15 protein-coding genes are annotated in these 19349 nt (G+C 73.1%); 6 read left to right on the top strand and 9 right to left on the bottom strand.

The annotated features are described in order from the left end of the window. Window positions 1-9: 9 nt before the first annotated feature. The 3 genes from H1226_RS02525 to H1226_RS02515 all read right to left on the bottom strand — a co-directional run bounded on the left by H1226_RS02525 (window position 10) and on the right by H1226_RS02515 (window position 3430). A complete protein-coding gene (locus H1226_RS02525) occupies window positions 10-1314 on the bottom strand; it encodes a citrate synthase (RefSeq protein WP_224956851.1) in 1305 nt (434 codons plus the stop codon). A gap of 374 nt (window positions 1315-1688) precedes the next feature. Next, window positions 1689-2621: a carbohydrate kinase family protein gene (locus H1226_RS02520; protein ID WP_224956850.1), complete on the bottom strand. Its 933-nt coding sequence runs from the start codon at window positions 2619-2621 to the stop codon at window positions 1689-1691. Window positions 2622-2728: 107 nt separating this feature from the next. Continuing rightward, the gene (locus H1226_RS02515; RefSeq protein WP_258345551.1) at window positions 2729-3430 is read right to left on the bottom strand and encodes a TetR/AcrR family transcriptional regulator; all 702 of its coding nucleotides are present in this window, start codon (window positions 3428-3430) and stop codon (window positions 2729-2731) included. A gap of 146 nt (window positions 3431-3576) precedes the next feature. Here H1226_RS02515 and H1226_RS02510 point away from each other — a divergent pair, with 146 nt between their 5' ends. Then, window positions 3577-4722 carry an acyl-CoA dehydrogenase family protein gene (locus tag H1226_RS02510; RefSeq protein WP_258345549.1) on the top strand — a complete coding sequence of 382 codons (1146 nt, stop codon included), beginning with the start codon at window positions 3577-3579 and terminating at the stop codon, window positions 4720-4722. Between the two features lie 82 nt (window positions 4723-4804). On the opposite strand, the gene H1226_RS02505 is transcribed toward H1226_RS02510, so the two are convergent. From H1226_RS02505 to pdxH, 4 genes are all read right to left on the bottom strand, one after another. Continuing rightward, on the bottom strand, window positions 4805-5725 hold the full coding sequence (locus tag H1226_RS02505; protein WP_258345540.1) for an aldose 1-epimerase family protein: 921 nt from the start codon (window positions 5723-5725) through the stop codon (window positions 4805-4807). Between the two features lie 98 nt (window positions 5726-5823). Beyond that, on the bottom strand, window positions 5824-7218 hold the full coding sequence (locus tag H1226_RS02500; protein WP_258345538.1) for an APC family permease: 1395 nt from the start codon (window positions 7216-7218) through the stop codon (window positions 5824-5826). Between the two features lie 246 nt (window positions 7219-7464). Beyond that, window positions 7465-8760 (bottom strand): MFS transporter, encoded by a 1296-nt coding sequence (locus H1226_RS02495; RefSeq protein WP_258345536.1) that lies wholly within the window; start codon window positions 8758-8760, stop codon window positions 7465-7467. A gap of 187 nt (window positions 8761-8947) precedes the next feature. Beyond that, window positions 8948-9610 carry a pyridoxamine 5'-phosphate oxidase gene (gene pdxH / locus H1226_RS02490; RefSeq protein WP_258345535.1) on the bottom strand — a complete coding sequence of 221 codons (663 nt, stop codon included), beginning with the start codon at window positions 9608-9610 and terminating at the stop codon, window positions 8948-8950. Between the two features lie 682 nt (window positions 9611-10292). Between pdxH and H1226_RS02485 the strand changes: the two genes are divergently transcribed. The 3 genes from H1226_RS02485 (at window position 10293) to sepH (ending at window position 14223) form a co-directional block, all read left to right on the top strand. Next, window positions 10293-11429 carry a citrate synthase 2 gene (locus tag H1226_RS02485; RefSeq protein ID WP_224962346.1) on the top strand — a complete coding sequence of 379 codons (1137 nt, stop codon included), beginning with the start codon at window positions 10293-10295 and terminating at the stop codon, window positions 11427-11429. Window positions 11430-11890: 461 nt separating this feature from the next. Continuing rightward, window positions 11891-13030: a phosphoserine transaminase gene (serC, locus tag H1226_RS02480; protein ID WP_258345532.1), complete on the top strand. Its 1140-nt coding sequence runs from the start codon at window positions 11891-11893 to the stop codon at window positions 13028-13030. 263 nt (window positions 13031-13293) lie between these two features. Then, window positions 13294-14223 (top strand): septation protein SepH, encoded by a 930-nt coding sequence (gene sepH / locus H1226_RS02475; RefSeq protein WP_258345527.1) that lies wholly within the window; start codon window positions 13294-13296, stop codon window positions 14221-14223. A gap of 107 nt (window positions 14224-14330) precedes the next feature. Here the strand turns inward: sepH and H1226_RS02470 are convergent, their stop codons facing one another. Together H1226_RS02470 and H1226_RS02465 are read right to left on the bottom strand one after the other, a co-directional pair. Beyond that, window positions 14331-14945 carry a DUF2537 domain-containing protein gene (locus H1226_RS02470; protein ID WP_258345521.1) on the bottom strand — a complete coding sequence of 205 codons (615 nt, stop codon included), beginning with the start codon at window positions 14943-14945 and terminating at the stop codon, window positions 14331-14333. Continuing rightward, window positions 14942-15757, bottom strand: a complete 816-nt coding sequence (locus H1226_RS02465; protein WP_258345520.1) for a TrmH family RNA methyltransferase — start codon at window positions 15755-15757, stop codon at window positions 14942-14944. The genes H1226_RS02470 and H1226_RS02465 overlap by 4 nt, the downstream gene beginning before the upstream one ends. Before the next feature lie 316 nt (window positions 15758-16073). Between H1226_RS02465 and H1226_RS02460 the strand changes: the two genes are divergently transcribed. After that, on the top strand, window positions 16074-17387 hold the full coding sequence (locus H1226_RS02460; protein ID WP_258345519.1) for a multidrug effflux MFS transporter: 1314 nt from the start codon (window positions 16074-16076) through the stop codon (window positions 17385-17387). Between the two features lie 415 nt (window positions 17388-17802). Beyond that, complete coding sequence (locus H1226_RS02455) at window positions 17803-19299, top strand: glutamate-cysteine ligase family protein (protein ID WP_258345518.1); 1497 nt, start codon at window positions 17803-17805, stop codon at window positions 19297-19299. Window positions 19300-19349: the final 50 nt, after the last annotated feature.

Below are 19349 nucleotides of genomic sequence, written 5' to 3'. Positions count from 1 at the left end.
TGCGGGCCCTCAGCGCTCGCCGATGGACCGGTAGGAGCGCTCCGCCGCACCGGTGTACACCTGGCGCGGACGGCTGATCTTGCGGGCCGGGTCCTCCAGCATCTCCCGCCAGTGCGCGATCCAGCCGGGAAGGCGGCCGAGCGCGAACAGGACGGTGAAGTACTTCGTCGGGAAGCCCATCGCCTTGTAGATCAGGCCGGTGTAGAAGTCGACGTTCGGGTAGAGCTTGCGCTCGACGAAGTAGTCGTCGGCCAGCGCCTTCTCCTCCAGCTTGAGCGCGATCTCCAGCAGCGGGTCGTTCGCGCCGAGCTTGCCGAGTACCTCGTCGGCGGTCTTCTTGATGATCGCCGCGCGCGGGTCGTAGTTCTTGTAGACCCGGTGCCCGAAGCCCATCAGCTTGACGCCGGGCTCCTTGTTCTTGACCCGCTCGACGAACGAGTCGACGTCGCCGCCGTTGGCGTGGATGCCCTCCAGCATCTCCAGCACCGCGCTGTTCGCACCGCCGTGCAGCGGGCCGAACAGGGCGTTGATGCCCGCGGAGATCGAGGCGAACAGGTTCGCCTCGGAGGAGCCCACCATGCGCACCGTGGAGGTGGAGCAGTTCTGCTCGTGGTCGGCGTGCAGGATGAACAGCAGGTCGAGGGCGCGGGTCAGCGCCGGGTCGACCTCGTAGGGCTCGGCGGGGAACCCGAAGGTCATCCGCAGGAAGTTCTCCACCAGGCCCAGCGAGTTGTCCGGGTACAGGAACGGCTGCCCCACGGACTTCTTGTAGGCGTAGGCCGCGATCGTCGGCAGCTTCGCCAGCAGGCGCACCGTGGACAGCTCGACCTGGTTCTGGTCGAACGGGTCCAGGCTGTCCTGGTAGAAGGTCGACAGCGCCGACACCGCCGACGACAGCACCGGCATCGGGTGCGCGTCGCGGGGGAACCCGTCGAAGAACTGCTTGAGGTCCTCGTGCAGCAGGGTGTGCCGCTGGATCCGGTCGGCGAAGTCGTCGTACTGCGCCTGCGTGGGCAGCTCACCGTAGATCAGCAGGTAGCTGACCTCGATGAAGTTGGACTTGGCGGCCAGCTCCTCGATGGGGTAGCCGCGGTAGCGCAGGATGCCCGCGTCACCGTCGATGTAGGTGATGTCGGACTTGCAGGCGGCGGTGTTGACGAAACCCGGGTCCAGCGTCACCAAACCGGTCTGGGCCAGCAGCTTCCCGAGATCCACACCGGCGGAGCCCTCGGTCGGCTCCGTCACCTGCATTTCGTGCTCGCCACCGTCGTAGCGCAGCGCGACGGTACGTTTGGCGGTCGCGTCGTCGGGCATTCGGGAACCTCTCGCGCTCGTGAAGGGGCGGCGCTTCCGCCGACGACTGCGCACTTCCCGTGGTGTTCGGGCAGCGTGGTCGGTCGCGCGCATGCGTCGGTCGGGGTTTCCGGACCGCCGCAGCACCACCCCGTTGGGGTCCTGTCAGATGCCACGCTAGACCGCTCCAGGCCCCTCGCGCAGCAATCGTGTTAGCCCTTTTGGGCAGGTGGGACCACGATCACATCGCCGATCAGGCCGGACGCCACGCGCTCGGCACCCGGTTGCCGCAACCGATCGCGGCGTGCCCCCGGGCCGGAGCTCCACCGGCCCGGGGGCGCCCGGAATGCCCGGACCCGCCCCGACCCGCCGCGCGACGGGTCCGGGGCGGCGGGTCAGGCGAGTTCGGCGGTGGTCGGCGGCTCGGCACCGGGCCGGGACACGGTGATGGCGGCGGCCCGGGCCGCGAAGCCGAGGGCTTCGCGCCACTGGTCGTGGGTGAGCGCGCGCACCGCCGCCGGGGACAGCGCGTCGTTGCGGTGCAGCCAGGCCAGCAGCGCACCGTGCACCGTGTCGCCCGCGCCGATGGTGTCGGCGACCTGCGCCCGCACGCCCGGCACCTCGACGAGCTCGCCGTCACCGACCAGCGCGGCCAGCCCGTCGGCACCGCGGGTGAGCACCAGCCCGGCCGGGCCCGCCTGCTGCCAGCGGCGCAGCGCGACGTCCAGCTCCTCGTCCCCGGCCAGCCACTCGGCGTCCTCCACCGACAGCTTCAGCAGGTGCACCGAGGGCAGCCATGCCTCGAACCGCTTGCGGTACGCCTCCGGGTCGCCGATGAGGTCGGCGCGGATGTTCGGGTCCAGCGCCACGAACCGGCCGCGCTCGGCTTCGCGGAACAGCACCGCCTCGTACGCGGTGGCGCCGGGTTCGAGCACCATGCCGAGGGTCCCGAAGGAGACGGCGGTGACCTCGTCGGGCAGCGGGCCCGGGTCGGCGACGAAGCGGGCGGCGGTGCCTTCGGTGTGGAAGCTGTAGCGGGCCGAGCCGTCCTCGGCGAGGCCGACCACCGCGAGCGTCGTCGGTTCCGGGCCGCGGCGCACCAGCTCGGTGCTCACCCCGGATTCGACGAGGCGTTCCAGCAGCTTGTCGCCGAACTGGTCGGTGGACAGGGTCGCGTGGAACCCGGCGGGCACGTCCAACCGGCCCAGCGCGATCGCCACGTTGTACGGGCCGCCGCCGAGGCGGGGGTGCAGCGGGCCGAGCTCGCCTCCTGGCGTGGCGGCGTCCGGGACGAGGTCGACGAGGGCCTCTCCACCGATGACGATCACGTTTCCTCCGTGCTGGTGCTTCCGTGCTGACTTGCTCGGCTCCGCGCCCGGTCCGGCCGCCGGGTTCGGCGTTCCGGGCCGGTTCGGGCCGGGACCGCGCCGGACGGCTACGGCCGGGCGGTCGGGGGGCGGGCACCAGTGTGCTCCGCCGGGGGTGGGGCGATCCGTGAACCTCCGGCCGCCGGGTCGAACAGGCCGCCGAGCAGGAACTGGGACAGCTCGGCGAAGGCTTCCGCGTCGGACAGGCCGGTGCGCTCGGCGATCTCGCCGCGCTGGATGGCGCCGATGGTGCCGCTGACCATCTCGGCGACGAACGCGGCGTGCACTTCGCGGAACACGCCTTCGCGGACGCCGTCGCGGATGTAGCGGCGCATGTTCTCGGCGGCGGCGCGGGCGTTGGCCTGGTAGGTGGCGCGGGTGGCCGGGTTCGCGGCCATGTCGGCCATGAACTGCCGGGAGGCGGGGCGCAGCCCGGCAGCGGCGGTGTCGAGGTAGGTGCGCATCCGGGCGCGCACGTCGTCGACCTCGGCGACGGCGCGCTCCACGTCGGCGGTGGCGTTCTTGAAGAACCGGGCGACGACGGCGACGGCGAGCTGCTCCTTGCTGCCGGCGAGCGTGTAGAGCGTCGACTTCGAGCAGTGCAGCCGGGCGGCGAGCTCGTCGAGGGTGAAGTGGGCGAACCCCTCCGCGAGGAACAGGGCGCACAACCGGTCGAGCAGGTCGGCGCGGCGCTGCTCCGGCGATCCCGCGCTCCGGCGGCGGCCCGGTGACGCGTTCGCCTCGGCGGCGACCGGCTCGGGAGGAGTCATGCGGGTGAGACTGCCACAGCTCGGGAACGGCGGGCGTCGGCGGGCCTGGCGCCGGACGCGGCGCGACAGTACTCTAACGAGTCCCGCAGTACTCTTTTCAGTACTGGCTTGTTCCGCACCCGCCACAGCCCGCAGGAGCGCCGCCCATGGCCGTCGACCGACTGCTGCCCAGCCAGGAAGCCAGCGACCTGCTCGCGCTGACCGCGGAGATCGCCCGCGACGAGCTCGCCCCCGCCGCCGCCGGGGCCGAGGAGCGGGAACTGTTCCCGCGCAAGGCGTTCCAGCTGCTCGGCGCCTCCGGGCTGCTCGGCCTGCCGTACCCGGAGGAGCACGGCGGCGGAGGCCAGCCCTACGAGGTCTACCTGCAGGTGCTCGAAGAGCTCAGCAGCGCCTGGATGACCGTCGGCGTCGGGCTCTCGGTGCACACCATGTCCTGCTACCCGCTCGCCCGGTACGGCACCGACGAGCAGCGCGACCGGTGGCTGCCGGAGATGATCGGCGGCGACCTGCTCGGCGGCTACGCGCTGTCCGAGGCGCACGCCGGATCGGACGCCGGCGCGCTGCGCACCCGCGCCGACCGGGACGGCGACGAGTACCGGATCACCGGCACCAAGTCGTGGATCACGCACGGTGGGGTCGCCGACTTCTACGCGCTGATGGCGCGCACCTCCGACGACGGGCCGCGCGGCATCAGCTGCCTGCTCGTGGACGGCGCGACACCCGGGCTGTCGGCGGCACCGCCCGAGCGCAAGATGGGCCTCACCGGCTCCCCCACCACCGAGTTGCGGTTCGAGGACGCGCGGGTGCCCGCGGACCGGTTGCTCGGCGGCGAAGGGCACGGGCTGGCCATCGCGCTGAACGCGCTGGACTCCGGGCGGCTCGGCATCGCCGCCTGCGCCGTCGGCCTCGCGCAGGCCGCGCTGGACCTCGCCGTCGACTACGCCAAGGGCCGCGAGCAGTTCGGGCGGCCGATCATCGAGTTCCAGGGCGTCGAGTTCCTGCTCGCCGACATGGCCGCGGCCGTGCAGTCCGCCCGCGCCGCCTACCTGGACGGGGCGCGGCGCCGGGACGCGGGCAGGCCGTTCGGGACGCAGGCGTCGGTGGCGAAGCTGGTCGCCACCGACGCCGCGATGAAGGTGACCACCGACGCCGTGCAGGTCCTCGGCGGCGCCGGCTACACGCGCGACTTCCCCGCCGAGCGGTACATGCGGGAGGCCAAGGTGCTGCAGATCTTCGAAGGCACCAACCAGATCCAACGCCTGGTCATCGCCCGCGACCTCGCCAAGGGCTGACCCGCGCCGTCTTCCCGTCAGCGGCGAAGCCGCTGAGGTTCCGCCACCCAACCCCCTCAGCAACGAGAGCGGGGATCCCGCCTCAGAACGGGCGGAGGCCCCACTGGGCGATCCAGTCCTCGCCGGGCGGGAGGGTGATCAGGTCGGTGCCGGAGTTCAGCGCGTCCGGCGGGCAGGTCATCGGCTCGATCGCGACGGCCCGGCCGCGGCCCGGGAACTCGTCGTTGGTGTAGACCTGGACCCACTTGAACACCGGGTCCGCCCACAGCTCCACGCCGTGCCCGGCCGGGTCGGTCAACGAGTGCCGCACCAGCGGATCGCCCGGATCCGGCGCGGCCCCGCCGAACGCGGTGTCCAGCAGCACCCCGGCGAGGCGCCTGCCACGGCGGAAGTCCTGCTCGTCGCCCTCCAGCGCGCGCGGCGGGCGCACCGGCAGCAGCCGCTCCGGGTCCACCGGCAGCACCGAGGACGCCGCGAGCCGCAGCGCGCACTCGTCGGTCTCGGCGAGCCCGGCGCGCGGGTACGGGTGCACGCCGACGCCGAACGGCACGGCCCGCTTGCCGAGGTTCTCCACGGTGTGCGTGACGGTCAGCCCGGACGCGTCCAGCGAGTAGCCGATCGAGGTGAGCAGCGGGACCGGCCAGCCCGGCTGCACCGGCACCATCGCGTGCAGCACGATCGTCGACTCGGCGTGCTCGACCACGGTCCACGGGGTGTGCCGCAGCAGGCCGTGGATCGCGTTGTGCCGCTCCGGTTCGGTGAGCGCCAGCTGCTGCGGTTCCCGCTCCAGGGTCCAGCGGCCGTCGGCGACCCGGTTCGGCCACGGCACCAGCACCGCACCGGCGCCGCCCGGTGGCCGCTGGTCGGCGTCGTAGGTCTCGGAGTACGGGATCCCGTCCACTTCGAACAGGCGCAGCGCGGCGCCGACCTCGGTGACGACGGCGCGCGCGGCGCCGCTGGCGATCTCGAACTGCCTGCCGGTGGCGGCGACCAGATCATTCACACCGCCCACTCTAGAACGTGCCCGGCGAACCCGGTGCGGACGCAGAAGAACCCCGCCCCCGCGGGTGGCACCGCGAGGACGGGGTTCCGGTCCGGGCCCTACTTGGCGAGCTTGTCGGGGTCGAAGTCGACGCGCCCGGCGATCAGCCGGTTCACGCCCCAGAACACGACGCCGATGAGCAGCAGGCCCGTGGCGACCAGGTACTCGGCGACGGGGCGGCCGGACAGCGGGCTCGCGAAGAACAGGCACAGCACGGCGCCCGCCACCGGAACCCAGGTCGGGGCCTTGAAGTGCTCGTGCTCGACCACGTCCTTGCGCAGCACCAGCACGGCGATGTTGACGATGGCGAACACGATCAGCAGCAGCAGCGAGGTGGTGCTGCCCAGGTCCTCGATGTCGAGCAGGCTCACCAGCACCACGGCCAGCACGCTGGTGAACAGGATCGCGACCCACGGCGTCTGCCGGGAGCGGTGCACGCGGCCGAACACGGACGGGATGATCCGCTCGTTGGACATGCCGTAGACGAGGCGGCTCGCCATCAGCATGTTGATCAGCGCGGTGTTGGTGACCGCGAACAGCGCGATGATGGAGAACAGGACCGGCGGGAACCAGGGCGCGGCGGCCTTGACGACCAGCAGCAGCGGCGCGTCGGTGGCGGCCAGCTCGTCGGTCGGCACCAGCGTCGAGGTGATCACCGCGATGATCAGGTAGATGCCCGCGGTGATGGACAGGCCCAGCAGCAGCGCGCGCGGGAACACCTTCGCCGGGTTCCGGGTCTCCTCGGCCATGTTCACCGAGTCCTCGAAGCCGACCATCGCGAAGAACGCCAGCGCGGTCGCGGAGGTGACCGCGAGCAGCGGGCTGGACTCCGGGTTGAACTCCAGCAACCGGCCCGGGTCCGGCGCCACCGCCGGGTCCTTGCTGCCGCTGATCAGCGCGACCGCGCCGAACAGGATGACGATGACCAGGCCGCCGAGCTCCACGCAGGTGAGCACGACGTTCATCTTCACCGACTCGCCCACGCCCCTGAAGTTGATCAGGGCGAGCAGCACCAGGAACGCCAGCGCCACCACGATCGCGACCGGCCCCACGCCGGGGAAGATCTCCTCCAGGTAGTTGCCGCTGAACGCCTGCGCGGCGGAGGCCGCCGAGGTGATCCCGGAGCACATCACGGCGAACGCGATGATGAAGGTGACGAAGTGGATGCCGAACGCGCGGTGCACGTACAGCGGCGCACCACCGGCCTTCGGGTACTTGCCCACCAGCTCCAGGTAGCTGCACGCGGTGAGGAACGCGACGACGAAGGCGACCACGAACGGGATCCACAACGCGCCGCCGACCTTGCCCGCGACCTTGCCGGTGAGGGAGTACACCGTGGTCCCGAGGATGTCGCCCACTACGAAGAACAAGAGCAGTTTCGGCCCCATGACCTTCTTCAGGCCGGGCTGCGCACCGTCGGGCGCGTCGTCGTTCATGGTCGTGTCGTTGGCCATGGCAGGAAAGTGTGCAGGGTGGTTCGAGGTGATCTTGGAGCACCCCTGGTGGACGGCGTGCACCGCCGACGGCACCGGGCACGCTCAGCGCATCGGCCCCGGACCGGGAACCGCTCACCGGCCGAACCGCGTTGAGCCGAACGGCCCCGGCCGGGCACGCTCAGCTGCGGGGCCGGCTCCGGATCGTCACCGGTTCCCGCAGTGCCGCGGCCCGGCTGGTCCCTTCCGGTGGAGTCCGCGGACGGCTCACTCCGACGGCGCGCGGTAGCGCCAGAACGAGGGCGTGAGCACCGCGGCGCCCAGCGCGAGCACCACCACGAGCACGCCGCCCGCCGCCACCGCGGTCTGCGCGCCGATCACCGCACCGCCCGAGCCGTGCAGCACGTCGGCGAGCCGCGGGCCGCCCGCGACGACGACGGTGAACACGCCCTGGATGCGGCCGCGCATCTCGTCGGTCGCCGCGGCCTGCAGCATCGAGCTCCGGTACACCATGCTCACCAGGTCGGCGCCGCCACCGATGGCGAGGAACAGCACGCCCAGCCACAGCGAGTCGGACAGCCCGAACCCGACGATGGCCACGCCCCACACGACGACGCCGATGGTGACGCCGACGCCGTGGCGCAGGATCCGGTGCAGCCACCCGGACAGCACGCCGAACACGAACGCTCCCAGCGGGATCGCCGCGTACAGCCAGCCCAGCGCCGCGCCGCCGCCCGGCGGGTCGCCGTAGACGCGTTCGGCGAGCTCCGGGAACAGCGCCCGCGGCATGCCGAACACCATCGCGATGATGTCCATCAGGAACGAGGTGAGCAGCACCGGGTGCGTGCCCAGGTACCGGAACCCGTCGACCACCGAGCGCAACCCGGCCTTCGTCGGAGCCCCGTCCAGCGGCGGCAGCGCGGGCAACCGGAACACCGCCCACACCGCGATGGTCAGCGCCACCGCGTCCACCAGGTACAGCACGGACAGGCCCAGCACCGGCAGCAGCACCCCGGCCAGCAGCGGCCCGATGACCGCGCCGAGCTGGAACACGGTGGACCCCAGTGCCTGCGCCGAGGGCAGCAGCGGCGCCGGGATGAGCCGGGCGATGGCCGCGCTGCGGGTCGGCATGTTCACCGCGAAGCAGGTCTGCTGCAGCGCGAACAGCACCAGCACCAGCCACACCGAACCGACGCCCGATGCGGCCACCAGCCACAGCAGCACGGCCGTCGCGGCGAGCCCGCTGTTGGTGAGCAGCAGCAGCTTCCGCCGGTCCACGGTGTCGGCGACGGCACCGCCCCAGAGCCCGAACACCAGCAGCGGCACCAGGCCGAAGATCCCGGCGAGGCCGACGTACGCGGAGTTCCCGGTGAGGTCGTAGAGCTGCTTGGGCACCGCGACGGCGCTGAACTGGGCGCCGACCGAGGTGACGATGCTGGAGGTCCACAGCCGCCGGTAGGCGGGGTAGCCGAGCGGCCGGGTGTCGAGGACGACCTTGCCGAGCAGCGATCGCCAGGATCGCCGGGTCCGCTCCCGCTCCGCGCGGCCGCTCTGCTGGTCCACGAGGAGCCACCCTAGCCATGAGCGTGGCTAAGGAAACCAGGTCGTGTGACGCAGCCGACCACGCGCACCGGCGATCACGTGCGCGGACGTCCCCTTCGACCGGTTCGCACGACGGCGGGGGCGGCACGGGGGTTCCGCGCCGCCCCCGCCGTCCGGGAGCCTCCGGTCCGCAGTGGGCCGGCGGGGATCAGGGAGCCAGCCGCTCCACGGCCCACTGGTCGTCGCCGCGCCGGAACCGCAGCCGGTCGTGCAGCCGGTCCGGCCGGCCCTGCCAGAACTCGACGGCCTGCGGGACGATCCGCCAGCCGCCCCAGTGCGGCGGCACCGGCACCTTCTCGTTGTCGCCGAAGCGCCGTTCGATGCCGTTGAGCGCGGACTGCAGCGCCTCCCGCCCGGTGACGACCCGGGACTGCGGGGAGGCCCAGGCGCCGAGCTGCGACCCGCGCGGGCGCACCGCCCAGTAGTCGGCGGTCTCCTCGGCGCGCACCTTCTCGACGGTGCCGCGCACGTTGACCTGCCGCTGCAGCGCCAGCCACGGGAACGTCGCCGCGGCCACCCGGGTCGCGGTGAGGTCGTGGCTCTTCGCGGAGGTGTAGTTGGTGAAGAACACCAGGCCGCGCTCGTCGAACCCCTTGCACAGCACGGTCCGCGAGGACGGGTACCCGTCGGCGTCCGCGGTCGCCAGCACCATCGCGTTCGGCTCCTGCACCTCCGCCCGGACGGCCTCGTCGAACCAGATCCGGAGCTGTTCGTGCCAGGTCTCGGCGAGCACCGCCTCGTGCAGCGAACCCGCCTCGTAGGACACCCGCATGGACGACAAAGTGCCGGTGCTCACGGTGCTTTCGGACATCCGTTCCCTTCCTCCCTGACCCGACTGGTGGTGCTGTTCATCGACGGCGCCGGAGGATACGAGCTCGCCCGGTCGACGCGGTCGCCGCGGACCGCGCCACGGCACCGCTACGACGGTAAACGGAGTGGGAACCCGGGCCGAACCAGCGGGGACGCCACGATCGATTCCGCAAACGATGCAGTGACAGCGGGCACACTCGAATGGCCGCGGAGCCGCGGCCGGTTCGTCCGGTTCGGCCGGTGGCCGCCGCCCGCGGGTCGCCGTGCGGAGGGGACGCCAACGCTTCCGGGTGGCCGGCTGGTGCTTCCGGGTGGTGTTGCGGGCCGCGGCGCCCCGGCCGGCCTCGCGCAGCGGCCGGCCTCGCGCACCAGGCCGGGCCGCGCGCCCGGAACTCGCCGGGCCCCGCGGGGACGAGCCGCGGGCGAACCCGTCGGAACAGGAATTGATCCGGGTCGGCACCGGTTTCGCGGGATCGTCACGAGCTCCGGCCCCGTTCCGCCGTGTGATCTTCGCCATCGGGGCGACCCGCACCGATTGCCCGCGGCCGCGGCGCGGGTGCACTGTTACCCGCGCAGCACAGGCGGCGACCGATCGCACTCGTGCTCATGCACCCCGCCACGTCCGCCGCGCGCCCCCGAGGTGCGCGGCAACCGGAACGACTCAACGAGGAGACGAGGCAACCATGGGCACCAGCACCGACGGCACCGACTTCCGCCCCGGCCTGGAGGGCGTGGTCGCCTTCCAGACCGAGATCGCCGAGCCGGACCGGGACGGCGGCGCGCTGCGCTACCGCGGCGTGGACATCGAGGACCTCGCGGGCAAGGTCTCCTTCGGCGACGTCTGGCAGCTGCTCGTCGACGGCGCCTTCGGCCGCGGCCTGCCCGACGCGGGCGGCGCACCGCTGCCGGTGCGCACCGGCGACGTCCGCACCGACGCGCAGGCCGCGATCGCGATGCTCGCCCCGGCGCACGGCTTCGCACCGCTGCTGGACATCACCGAGGACGCCGCCCGCGACCAGCTGGCGCTGGCGACCGTGCTCGGGCTGTCCTACGTGGCCCAGTCCGCGCGCGGCACCGAACTGCCCGCGGTCCCCGCCGAGCGGATCGCCGAGGCCACCACGCTCACCGAAGCGTTCCTGACCCGCTGGCGCGGCGAACCGGACCCGGCGCACGTGCAGGCGCTGGACGCCTATTGGGTGTCGGCCGCAGAGCACGGCCTGAACGCCTCCACCTTCACCGCCCGCGTCATCGCCTCCACCGGCGCCGACGTGGCGGCCAGCCTGTCCGGCGCGGTCGGCGCCATGTCCGGCCCGCTGCACGGCGGGGCGCCCGCCCGGGTGCTGCCGATGCTCGCCGAGGCGGAGCGCACCGGCGACGCCCGCCGCGTCGTCGAGTCCATCCTGGACGGCGGCGACCGGCTGATGGGCTTCGGCCACCGGGTCTACCGCGCCGAGGACCCGCGGGCGCGGGTGCTGCGCAGCACCTGCGAGCAGCTCGGCGCGCCGCGCTTCGAGGCCGCCGCCGAGCTGGAGCGGGCCGCGCTGTCGGTGCTGCGGGAGCGGCGCCCGGACCGGCAGATCGAGACGAACGTGGAGTTCTGGGCCGCGGTGATCCTGGACTTCGCCGAGGTCCCGACCTCGATGATGCCCGCGATGTTCACCTGCGCCCGCACCGCCGGCTGGTCGGCGCACGTGCTGGAGCAGAAGCGCACCGGGCGGCTGGTGCGCCCGTCGGCGCAGTACGTCGGACCGGAGCCGCGCTCCCCGCAGCAGGTCGAGGGCTGGGACTCCGTCTCGGCGCTGCCCGTCGCCGCGGTCTGAATTAGGGGCCCGCGCGGTGCCGCACCGCGCGGGCCACCCAGCGTGACCGCGCACCCACCGGTGATCACGGAACGTGCCCGGCTCGGTAGGATGGGGCGGCACGGGCGGCGTGCTCCCCGGAACGCGAGGCCGCGCGCCAGGGCGGGCACGGCGGGGCAGCGCGACCCCTGAGCGAAATGCCTGGTCACGGGCACTGATTTCGATCACAGCGCGGTCGGGTTGCTGGCCAAAGAGCCGCCCGCGCAGTAAGTTGCCCCACGGCTCCGGCAACCGCGGCGCGCCGGGATTTCACCTATCCGACCCGTAGCCGCGGCACGCATCGAGCCCTGAACCGGCAACGGCGCCGGTCCACCCGAGGCGACCCGGGGTCCGCCGAACCCCGTCGTCCACCCGCGGGCCCGCCCGGCCTGGGCGCGGCAGCCGCGGGGCAAGCCGATTCGACAACTCCCGGAGGCGCCGGAATGACGCAGGCCGAAACCGACCCGACCACCTTGAAGCTGCCCGCCGAGCTCCTGCCGTCCGACGGCCGCTTCGGCTGCGGCCCGTCCAAGGTCCGCACCGAGCAGCTGGCCCGGCTGGCCTCCGACGGCGCCGCGGTGATGGGCACCTCGCACCGGCAGAAGCCGGTGAAGTCCCTGGTCGGCCGGGTCCGCGAAGGCCTGGGCCAGCTGTTCTCCCTGCCCGAGGGCTACGAGGTCGTGCTGGGCGTCGGCGGCACCACCGCGTTCTGGGACGCCGCGACCTTCGGCCTGGTGCGGGAGAAGTCGCTGCACCTGACCTACGGCGAGTTCTCGCAGAAGTTCGCCAAGGCCGCCAAGGCCGCCCCGTTCCTCGGCGACCCGATCGTCGTGTCCGCCGAGCCGGGCGACGCCCCCGAGCCGGTGTCGGACCCGAGCGTCGACCTGATCGGCTGGGCGCACAACGAGACCTCCACCGGCGTGATGCTGCCCCCGTCCCGCCCGGCGGGCTCGGAGCAGGCGCTGATCGCGGTGGACGCGACCTCCGGCGCGGGCGGGCTGCCGTTCGACGCGTCCGCCGTGGACGTCTACTACTTCGCGCCGCAGAAGTCCTTCGCCTCCGACGGCGGGCTGTGGCTGGCCGCGCTGAGCCCGGCCGCGATCGAGCGCATCGGCGAGATCGGTGCCTCGGGCCGCTGGGTGCCGGAGTTCCTGTCGCTGCCGACGGCGCTGGACAACTCCCGCAAGGACCAGACCTACAACACCCCCGCGGTGGCGACGCTGTTCCTGCTGGCCGACCAGATCGACTGGATGAACGGCAACGGCGGCCTGGACTGGTGCTCCGCCCGGACCCGCGAGTCCTCGCAGCGGCTGTACCAGTGGGCGGAGGCCTCGAGCTTCGCCACGCCGTTCGTGCAGGACCCGGCGAAGCGCTCGCAGGTCGTGGTCACGCTGGACTTCGACGACTCGATCGACGCGGCCGCGATCGCCAAGGCGCTGCGCGCGAACGGCGTCGTCGACACCGAGCCGTACCGCAAGCTGGGCCGCAACCAGCTGCGCGTCGGCACGTTCCCGGCGGTCGAGCCGGACGACGTCACCAAGCTGACCGGGTCCATCGACTGGGTGGTCTCGCAGCTCACCTGAGCGCGGCGCCCCCATCCGACCTGGTCGCCACCGCACCATGGCGACCGGCACATCCGTGTCACCCGAACTGGCTCTTGATCACTTGCTGTGATCGGAATTGCGGCGGATTTCGTCAAGTGTTCGCATGTCGACCGCTGTTCAGGCAAGATCGGGTAGGGAGAGGATGGTCACGAAGCGACACCGAACCCGGCGTGGCTCCCCCGTCAAGGGGGCACGCCGGGTTACGGTCACAGCTTGGTGACAACGACCGGGGAGGCTAGCGTATGCGCGCGCTGCGGGTTGTCGGGCTTGACGAGGACGGTGAGACCGTCATCTGCGAGGACCCGGAGAACGGCGACCGCTTTTCCGTGCCCGCCGACGAGCGGCTGCGGGCGGCCGCTCGCGGCGACCTGACCCGGCTGGGCCAAGTCCAGATCGAGATGGAGGCGCAGATGCGCCCCCGCGAGATCCAGGCGCGGGTCCGCGCCGGGGCCTCGGTCCAGGACGTCGCCGCCGCGGCCGGGATCCCCGAGCAGCGGGTCGAGCGCTACGCCTACCCCGTCCTGCTGGAACGCGCGCAGATCGCCGAGCGCTCGCAGCGCGCCCACCCCGTCCGCGAGGACGGCCCCGACGTGCAGACCCTCGGCGAGGTCATCGCGCACACCTTCGGGATGCGCGGCCACGACCTCACCGACGCCGACTGGGACGCGTGGCGCGGCGAGGACGGCAAGTGGGTCGTCCGGTTGCAGTGGCAGGCCGGGCGTTCCGAGAACCGGGCGCACTGGGTGTTCCACCCGGGTGCGCACGGCGGCACCGTCGCCCCCCTCGACGACCACGCGGTCGACCTGCTGGACCCGTCGCCGAACCGGCCGCTGCGGACCGTGCGCCCGGTGACGGCGCTCGCCCGGGAGGCGTTGGAGCTGGACGAGACCGAGGAGGAACCGGTCGACGCGGCCGCGGAGGACACCGCGCCGCCGCCTGCTCCGCCGAAGCCCTCGACCCCGGCGATCCCCGCGCTGGACCTGGACACCACCCCACCGGCGCCGGCCGAACCGGAACCGGCCGGGCCGCTGGCCGAGCAGGCCGGCGAGGACGACCTGGAGGCGGTGGAGGACGAGGCGGCCCGCAAGACCGAACCGGCCCGCCGCCGCAAGAACCACCCGATGGTCCCGTCCTGGGAGGACGTCCTGCTGGGCGTCCGCTCGCACCGCTAGCCCCCAGCGCTCGACAACGGCCCCTCCGGCACCGCGCCGGAGGGGCCGTCGCACGTCCGGGCCCCGCAGGTCCGGTCCCGCGGCGGCCCACCTCGCGCCGCGCCGCGTCAGCCGAGCAAGGACAGCAGCAGGGCGAGCCAGGCGAGCAGGACGCCGCCCGCCGCGCCGAACGCGACCCAGCGCCACACCGGCAACCGGCGGCCGATCCAGATCGAGGGAGCGAACCCGCCGACCACCACGACGTTGACCAGCACCGCCAGCAGCAGGTTCACCTCGCTCAACCCGATGCTCACCACCACGAGCGAGACGGTGACGAGCGCGGCGATGACGACGGCGACGGCGCCGCCGGTGGCCCACGGCGTCGGTTCCGGCACCGCGCCGACCGGGCCCGCGCGGCGGACCCGGCTCACCCGGCCGCGCGCGGGGTCCCAGTAGCCGACCTCGCCGCCGGTCTCGGCGGCCAGCCGCGCGGCGAGCTGGCGGCCGCGGCGGGCCATCAGGGTCGCCGAGCTCTCCCCCGCGATGTCCTGGTCCGGCGCCACCGCCTCCACCACGTGCGCCCACTCGTGCAGGTCCTCGACGAGTTCCGCGGGCAGCGCGAGCCGCGCGGGGTCGTACTCGCGGACCGGTCGTTCCCCGGCGCGTTCCGGGCGGTCGACGAGCACGGCACGTCCCCGGCGCACCCGCAGCTCCCACCGCGAGCGCTGCGCGGCCCCGATCATCTCGCCCCGCTCATCGCGTGGAAGACGATCGCCCCGGCGGTGGCGACGTTGAGCGAGTCGACCTCGGGGCTCATCGGGATGCGCACCGGCAGGTCGGCCGCGGAGATGGTGTCCTCGGCCAGGCCCGGTCCTTCCGAACCGAGCAGCACCGCGACCTTGCCCCGGTCGAGCCCGGCTTCGGCCAGCGGGGCCGCGGTGGCGCGCGGGGTCAGCGCCGCGGTCCGGAAGCCGTGCTCGGCGAGCAGCGGCAACCCGCCGGGCCAGTCGTCGAAGGTGGCGAACGGGACCCGCAGCACGTGACCCATCGAGACGCGGATGCTGCGCCGGTACAGCGGGTCGGCGCAGCCCGCGCCGAGCAGGACGCCGTCGATGCCGAGCGCGGCGGCGTTGCGGAACAGCGCGCCCAGGTTCTCGTGGTCGCCGACGCCCTCCAGCACGGCGAGCCGCCGGGAGCGGGCGATCAGGTCCTCGGCGGTGGTGGCCGGTGCGCGGTCGGCGACGGCGAGCACGCCCCGGTTGAGGTGGAAGCCGACGACGGCGCTCATCACGTCCGGCTCCACCGCGTACGCCGGCACGTCCACCCCGGCGAGCTGCTCGTCGAGCGCGTCGATGCGGCGGCGGACGCCCAGCAGCGCGCGCACCGGGTACGGCGAGGCCAGCAGCCGCTCGACGACGACCACGCCCTCGGCGATGACGAGTCCGCGCCCGCCGGGCCGGTCCGGGCGGCGATCGGCGGTGGCGAGGTCCCGGAAGTCGTCGACGCGCGGGTCGTCGACGTCGGTCACCTGGTGCACGCGTGCCACGGCACGCATCTTCGCATTCGGCCCCGGTCCGACCGGCAGCATGTCGCGATCTCGCCGGGCGATGACCCAGGTCACAGCGGCGAAGCGTGCGCGCTGGGCATAACGGGTACTTCCGCACTGTTAGTTGTAGCGAGCAAGCTGTTGTCGTCGCCCACCACGATCCGGACCCGGCCGGGCCGCCGGATGCGGGAGCCGCGGCGCCGGGACCTCGGTCCCCGGTGGCCGCGCGACCCGGCACGACGACGACCGCACCTGGGGTTCACCGGCCGCCCGCACCGACACCGCCGCCGCGCGCACGAGGCGGCGGCCAGCGATGAGGAGACGTATGTCCACCGCCGAGGAGGCCACGATCGACGGCGCGCAGCGCCGGCTGGGGAGCAAGACCAAGTTCGCCCTGATCCTCGGTGGGCTGACGGCCTTCGGGCCGCTGTCCATCGACATGTACCTGCCCGCGCTGCCGCAGCTGACCGCGGAGCTGGGGGCTTCGGAGTCGCAGGCCCAGCTGACGCTGACCGCGGTGCTGCTGGGGTTGGCGCTGGGCCAGCTGATCGCGGGGCCGATCAGCGATTCGGTCGGCAGGCGCCGCCCGCTGCTGGTCGGGCTCGTCGTCTACATCGTCGCGTCCGTGCTGTGCGCGCTGTCCGGTTCGATCTACGCGCTGGCCGCGCTGCGCGCGTTGCAGGGCGCGGGTGCCGCGGCCGGCATGGTGATCGCGCGGGCCGCGGTCCGCGACCTGTACTCCGGGGTGGAGGCCGCGCGGTTCTTCTCCTCGTTGATGCTGGTGACGGGCCTGGCCCCGATCCTGGCGCCGGTGATCGGCGGCCAGGTGCTCGCGCACACCACGTGGCGCGGGGTGTTCGTGGTGCTGACCGCGTTCGGCACCGTGCTGCTGCTGGTGGCGGCGTTCCTGCTGCCGGAGACGAAGCCGGAGCGGTGGCGGCAGCCCGCGCGGCTGGGCAGCACCTTCCGCACCTTCGGTTCGCTGCTGGCCGCGCCGTCGTTCCTGGGCAACGCGCTGGCCGGCGGGCTCGGCATGGCGGCGATGTTCGCCTACATCTCCGGGTCGTCGTTCGTGCTGCAGAACATCTACGGGATGTCGCCGCAGACCTACAGCCTCGCGTTCGGGGCGAACGCGATCGGGCTGGTGCTGGCCGGGCAGATCAACGCGCGGCTGGTGGGCCGGGTGGCCACCGAGGCGCAGCTGCTGGTGGGTGCGCTGCTGGTCTCGTCGGTGGCGGGCGCGGTGCTGCTGACCTCGGCGGTGCTGGACCTGCCGCTGCCGTTCCTGCTGGGCGCGCTGTTCGTGATGGTGGCGGCGCTGGGCTTCGTCATGCCGAACACGACGATGCTGGCGCTGGCCGACAACCGCGAGGTGGCCGGGAGCGCCTCGGCGCTGCTGGGCGTCTGCCAGTTCATCGTCGGTGCGCTGGCCGCGCCGCTGGTGGGCCTGGGCGGCACCGGTTCGGCGGTGCCGATGGCGACGGTGATGTTCGGCGTCGTGGTCGCCTCCGCGGTGGTGTTCCTGACGCTGGGTCGGCGCGGCACGACCCGCACCGAGGTGGTGGCCAGCTCCGCTGGGCAGGCGACCGCGGCCCCCGCCGAGCGCCCTGCCACCGAGCGCCCCGCCACCGAGCGCTGAGCCCGTCCCGGGCGGCGCGGTGCGGAACCGGCACCGCGCCACCCGGTCTCGGATCGCCCGGACTTCCGCGCGGCGCAAGGAGATTCCCGGCTGCCGCGCGTAGTCGACCCGTTCCGCAGGAGGCTGGAGATCCTCACCGCATCGGCGCAGCGCGCAACGCAGCGTGCGGACGGGCCCGCGCACCGACGGTGATCCCGCGGCCCGCGCCACCGCGCCCGATCGGCCAGGGCACCCCCGGTCAGGCCCGCCCGGAACGGGCGCGGAACCGGCCGGGAAAGTCCCTTTTCCCGCTGGTCACAAGAGGTGCCCGGGTGCTCGCTCGAACACCGTTTTGGACGCTGGTCCGCCGGGTACCGATGTGTCACCGTTGGTGTCCACCTAAGCCGGCGTGCTGGCCGACGAGCGGGGAGACGGCATGGGAAAGCACGTGACCAGTCGGGCTTTCACTCCTGTGGACCGGCAACGCTATCGGGACAAGATGCAGCGCGGTCTCGACGCGCTGGCCCGGATGCTCGCGGAGGGCAACTTCTCCTTCCCGCACCAGCAGATGGGGCTGGAGATGGAGCTGAGCCTCATCGACGAGCGGATGGACCCGTCGATGTCGAACTCGGTGGTCCTGGAGAAGATCAACGATCCGTCGTTCACCACCGAGCTGGGCCAGCACAACATCGAGCTCAACGTGCTGCCCCGCGCCCTCGCCGGGGACGGCGCCCTGGAGCTGGAGCACGAGCTGCGGAAGGCGTTGCGGCGCGCGGACGGCAAGGCCCAGGACGCGAACGCGAAGCTGGTGCTGATCGGCACGCTGCCCACGCTGCGGCGCAGCCACTTCGACCCGGGCTGGCTCTCGCACGACCCGCGGTACTCGCTGCTGAACGAGCAGATCTTCACCGCCAAGGGCGAGGAGATGCTGCTGGACATGGAGGGCGCGCCGCTCGGCGACGGCGGGCCGGAGCAGCTGCGCTGCTACGCGGATTCGATCGTGCCGGAGTCGGCGTGCACCTCGGTGCAGCTGCACCTGCAGGTGGCGCCGGAGGACTTCGCCGCGCACTGGAACGCCGCGCAGTGCCTGGCCGGGGTGCAGCTGGCGATCGGCGCGAACTCGCCGTTCCTGCTCGGCAAGGCGCTCTGGCACGAGACGCGGGTGCCGTTGTTCCAGCAGGCCACCGACACCCGGCCGCAGGAGCTGAAGAACCAGGGCGTGCGGCCGCGGGTGTGGTTCGGGGAGCGCTGGATCACCTCGATCTTCGACCTGTTCGAGGAGAACGTGCGCTACTTCCCCGCCCTGCTGCCGGAACCGGAGGAGGAGGATCCGGTGGCGGCGGTGCAGGCGGGCCGGGCCCCGACGCTGGCGGAGCTGCGGCTGCACAACGGCACCGTCTGGCGCTGGAACCGGCCGGTGTACGACCTGGTCGACGGGGTGCCGCACCTGCGGGTGGAGAACCGGGTGCTGCCATCGGGGCCGAGCGTGCGTGACGTGGTGGCCAACGCCGCGTTCTTCTACGGGGTGCAGCGCGCGCTGACCGAGCAGGACCGGCCGGTGTGGACGCAGATGTCGTTCGCCGCGGCGGAGGAGAACTTCTACACCGGGGCCCGGCAAGGCATGGACGCGCACCTGTACTGGCCGGGCGCCGGGTGGATCACCCCGGACGAGCTGGTGCTGCGCCGGTTGCTGCCGATGGCGCACGAGGGGCTGCGGTTGTGCGGGGTGTCGGACGCCGCGCGGGAGCACGCCCTGGGCGTGATCGAGGCCCGCTGCCTGCGCAAGCAGACCGGGTCGTCGTGGCAGCGGGACGTGGTGGCGCGGCTGGAGCAGCGCGGTCACGACCGTCCGGCCGCGCTGGCGGCGATGCTGCGGCGCTACGTGGAGCTGTCCGACTCGGGCGAGCCGGTGCACGCCTGGCCGCTGGAGTGATGCGGGCCCGCGCGCGATCCCGGTGACTGAGATCAACCCGGGCCGGAATG

The organism is Saccharopolyspora gregorii (genome assembly GCF_024734405.1).
GTDB classification, from domain to species: Bacteria; Actinomycetota; Actinomycetes; order Mycobacteriales; family Pseudonocardiaceae; genus Saccharopolyspora_C; species Saccharopolyspora_C gregorii.
The sequence above is the reverse complement of the archived record's forward strand: the minus strand, read 5'-3'. Positions and strand labels throughout refer to the sequence as shown.

Coding starts and splice junctions, on each gene's coding strand:
- H1226_RS02460 (WP_258345519.1), top strand. CDS start 16,074: ATGTCCACCGCCGAGGAGGCCACGATCGACGGCGCGCAGCGCCGGCTG.
- H1226_RS02470 (WP_258345521.1), bottom strand. CDS start 14,945: ATGATCGGGGCCGCGCAGCGCTCGCGGTGGGAGCTGCGGGTGCGCCGG.
- H1226_RS02500 (WP_258345538.1), bottom strand. CDS start 7,218: ATGGCCAACGACACGACCATGAACGACGACGCGCCCGACGGTGCGCAG.
- H1226_RS02465 (WP_258345520.1), bottom strand. CDS start 15,757: ATGCGTGCCGTGGCACGCGTGCACCAGGTGACCGACGTCGACGACCCG.
- sepH (WP_258345527.1), top strand. CDS start 13,294: ATGCGCGCGCTGCGGGTTGTCGGGCTTGACGAGGACGGTGAGACCGTC.
- serC (WP_258345532.1), top strand. CDS start 11,891: ATGACGCAGGCCGAAACCGACCCGACCACCTTGAAGCTGCCCGCCGAG.
- pdxH (WP_258345535.1), bottom strand. CDS start 9,610: ATGTCCGAAAGCACCGTGAGCACCGGCACTTTGTCGTCCATGCGGGTG.
- H1226_RS02455 (WP_258345518.1), top strand. CDS start 17,803: ATGGGAAAGCACGTGACCAGTCGGGCTTTCACTCCTGTGGACCGGCAA.
- H1226_RS02515 (WP_258345551.1), bottom strand. CDS start 3,430: ATGACTCCTCCCGAGCCGGTCGCCGCCGAGGCGAACGCGTCACCGGGC.
- H1226_RS02485 (WP_224962346.1), top strand. CDS start 10,293: ATGGGCACCAGCACCGACGGCACCGACTTCCGCCCCGGCCTGGAGGGC.
- H1226_RS02525 (WP_224956851.1), bottom strand. CDS start 1,314: ATGCCCGACGACGCGACCGCCAAACGTACCGTCGCGCTGCGCTACGAC.
- H1226_RS02510 (WP_258345549.1), top strand. CDS start 3,577: ATGGCCGTCGACCGACTGCTGCCCAGCCAGGAAGCCAGCGACCTGCTC.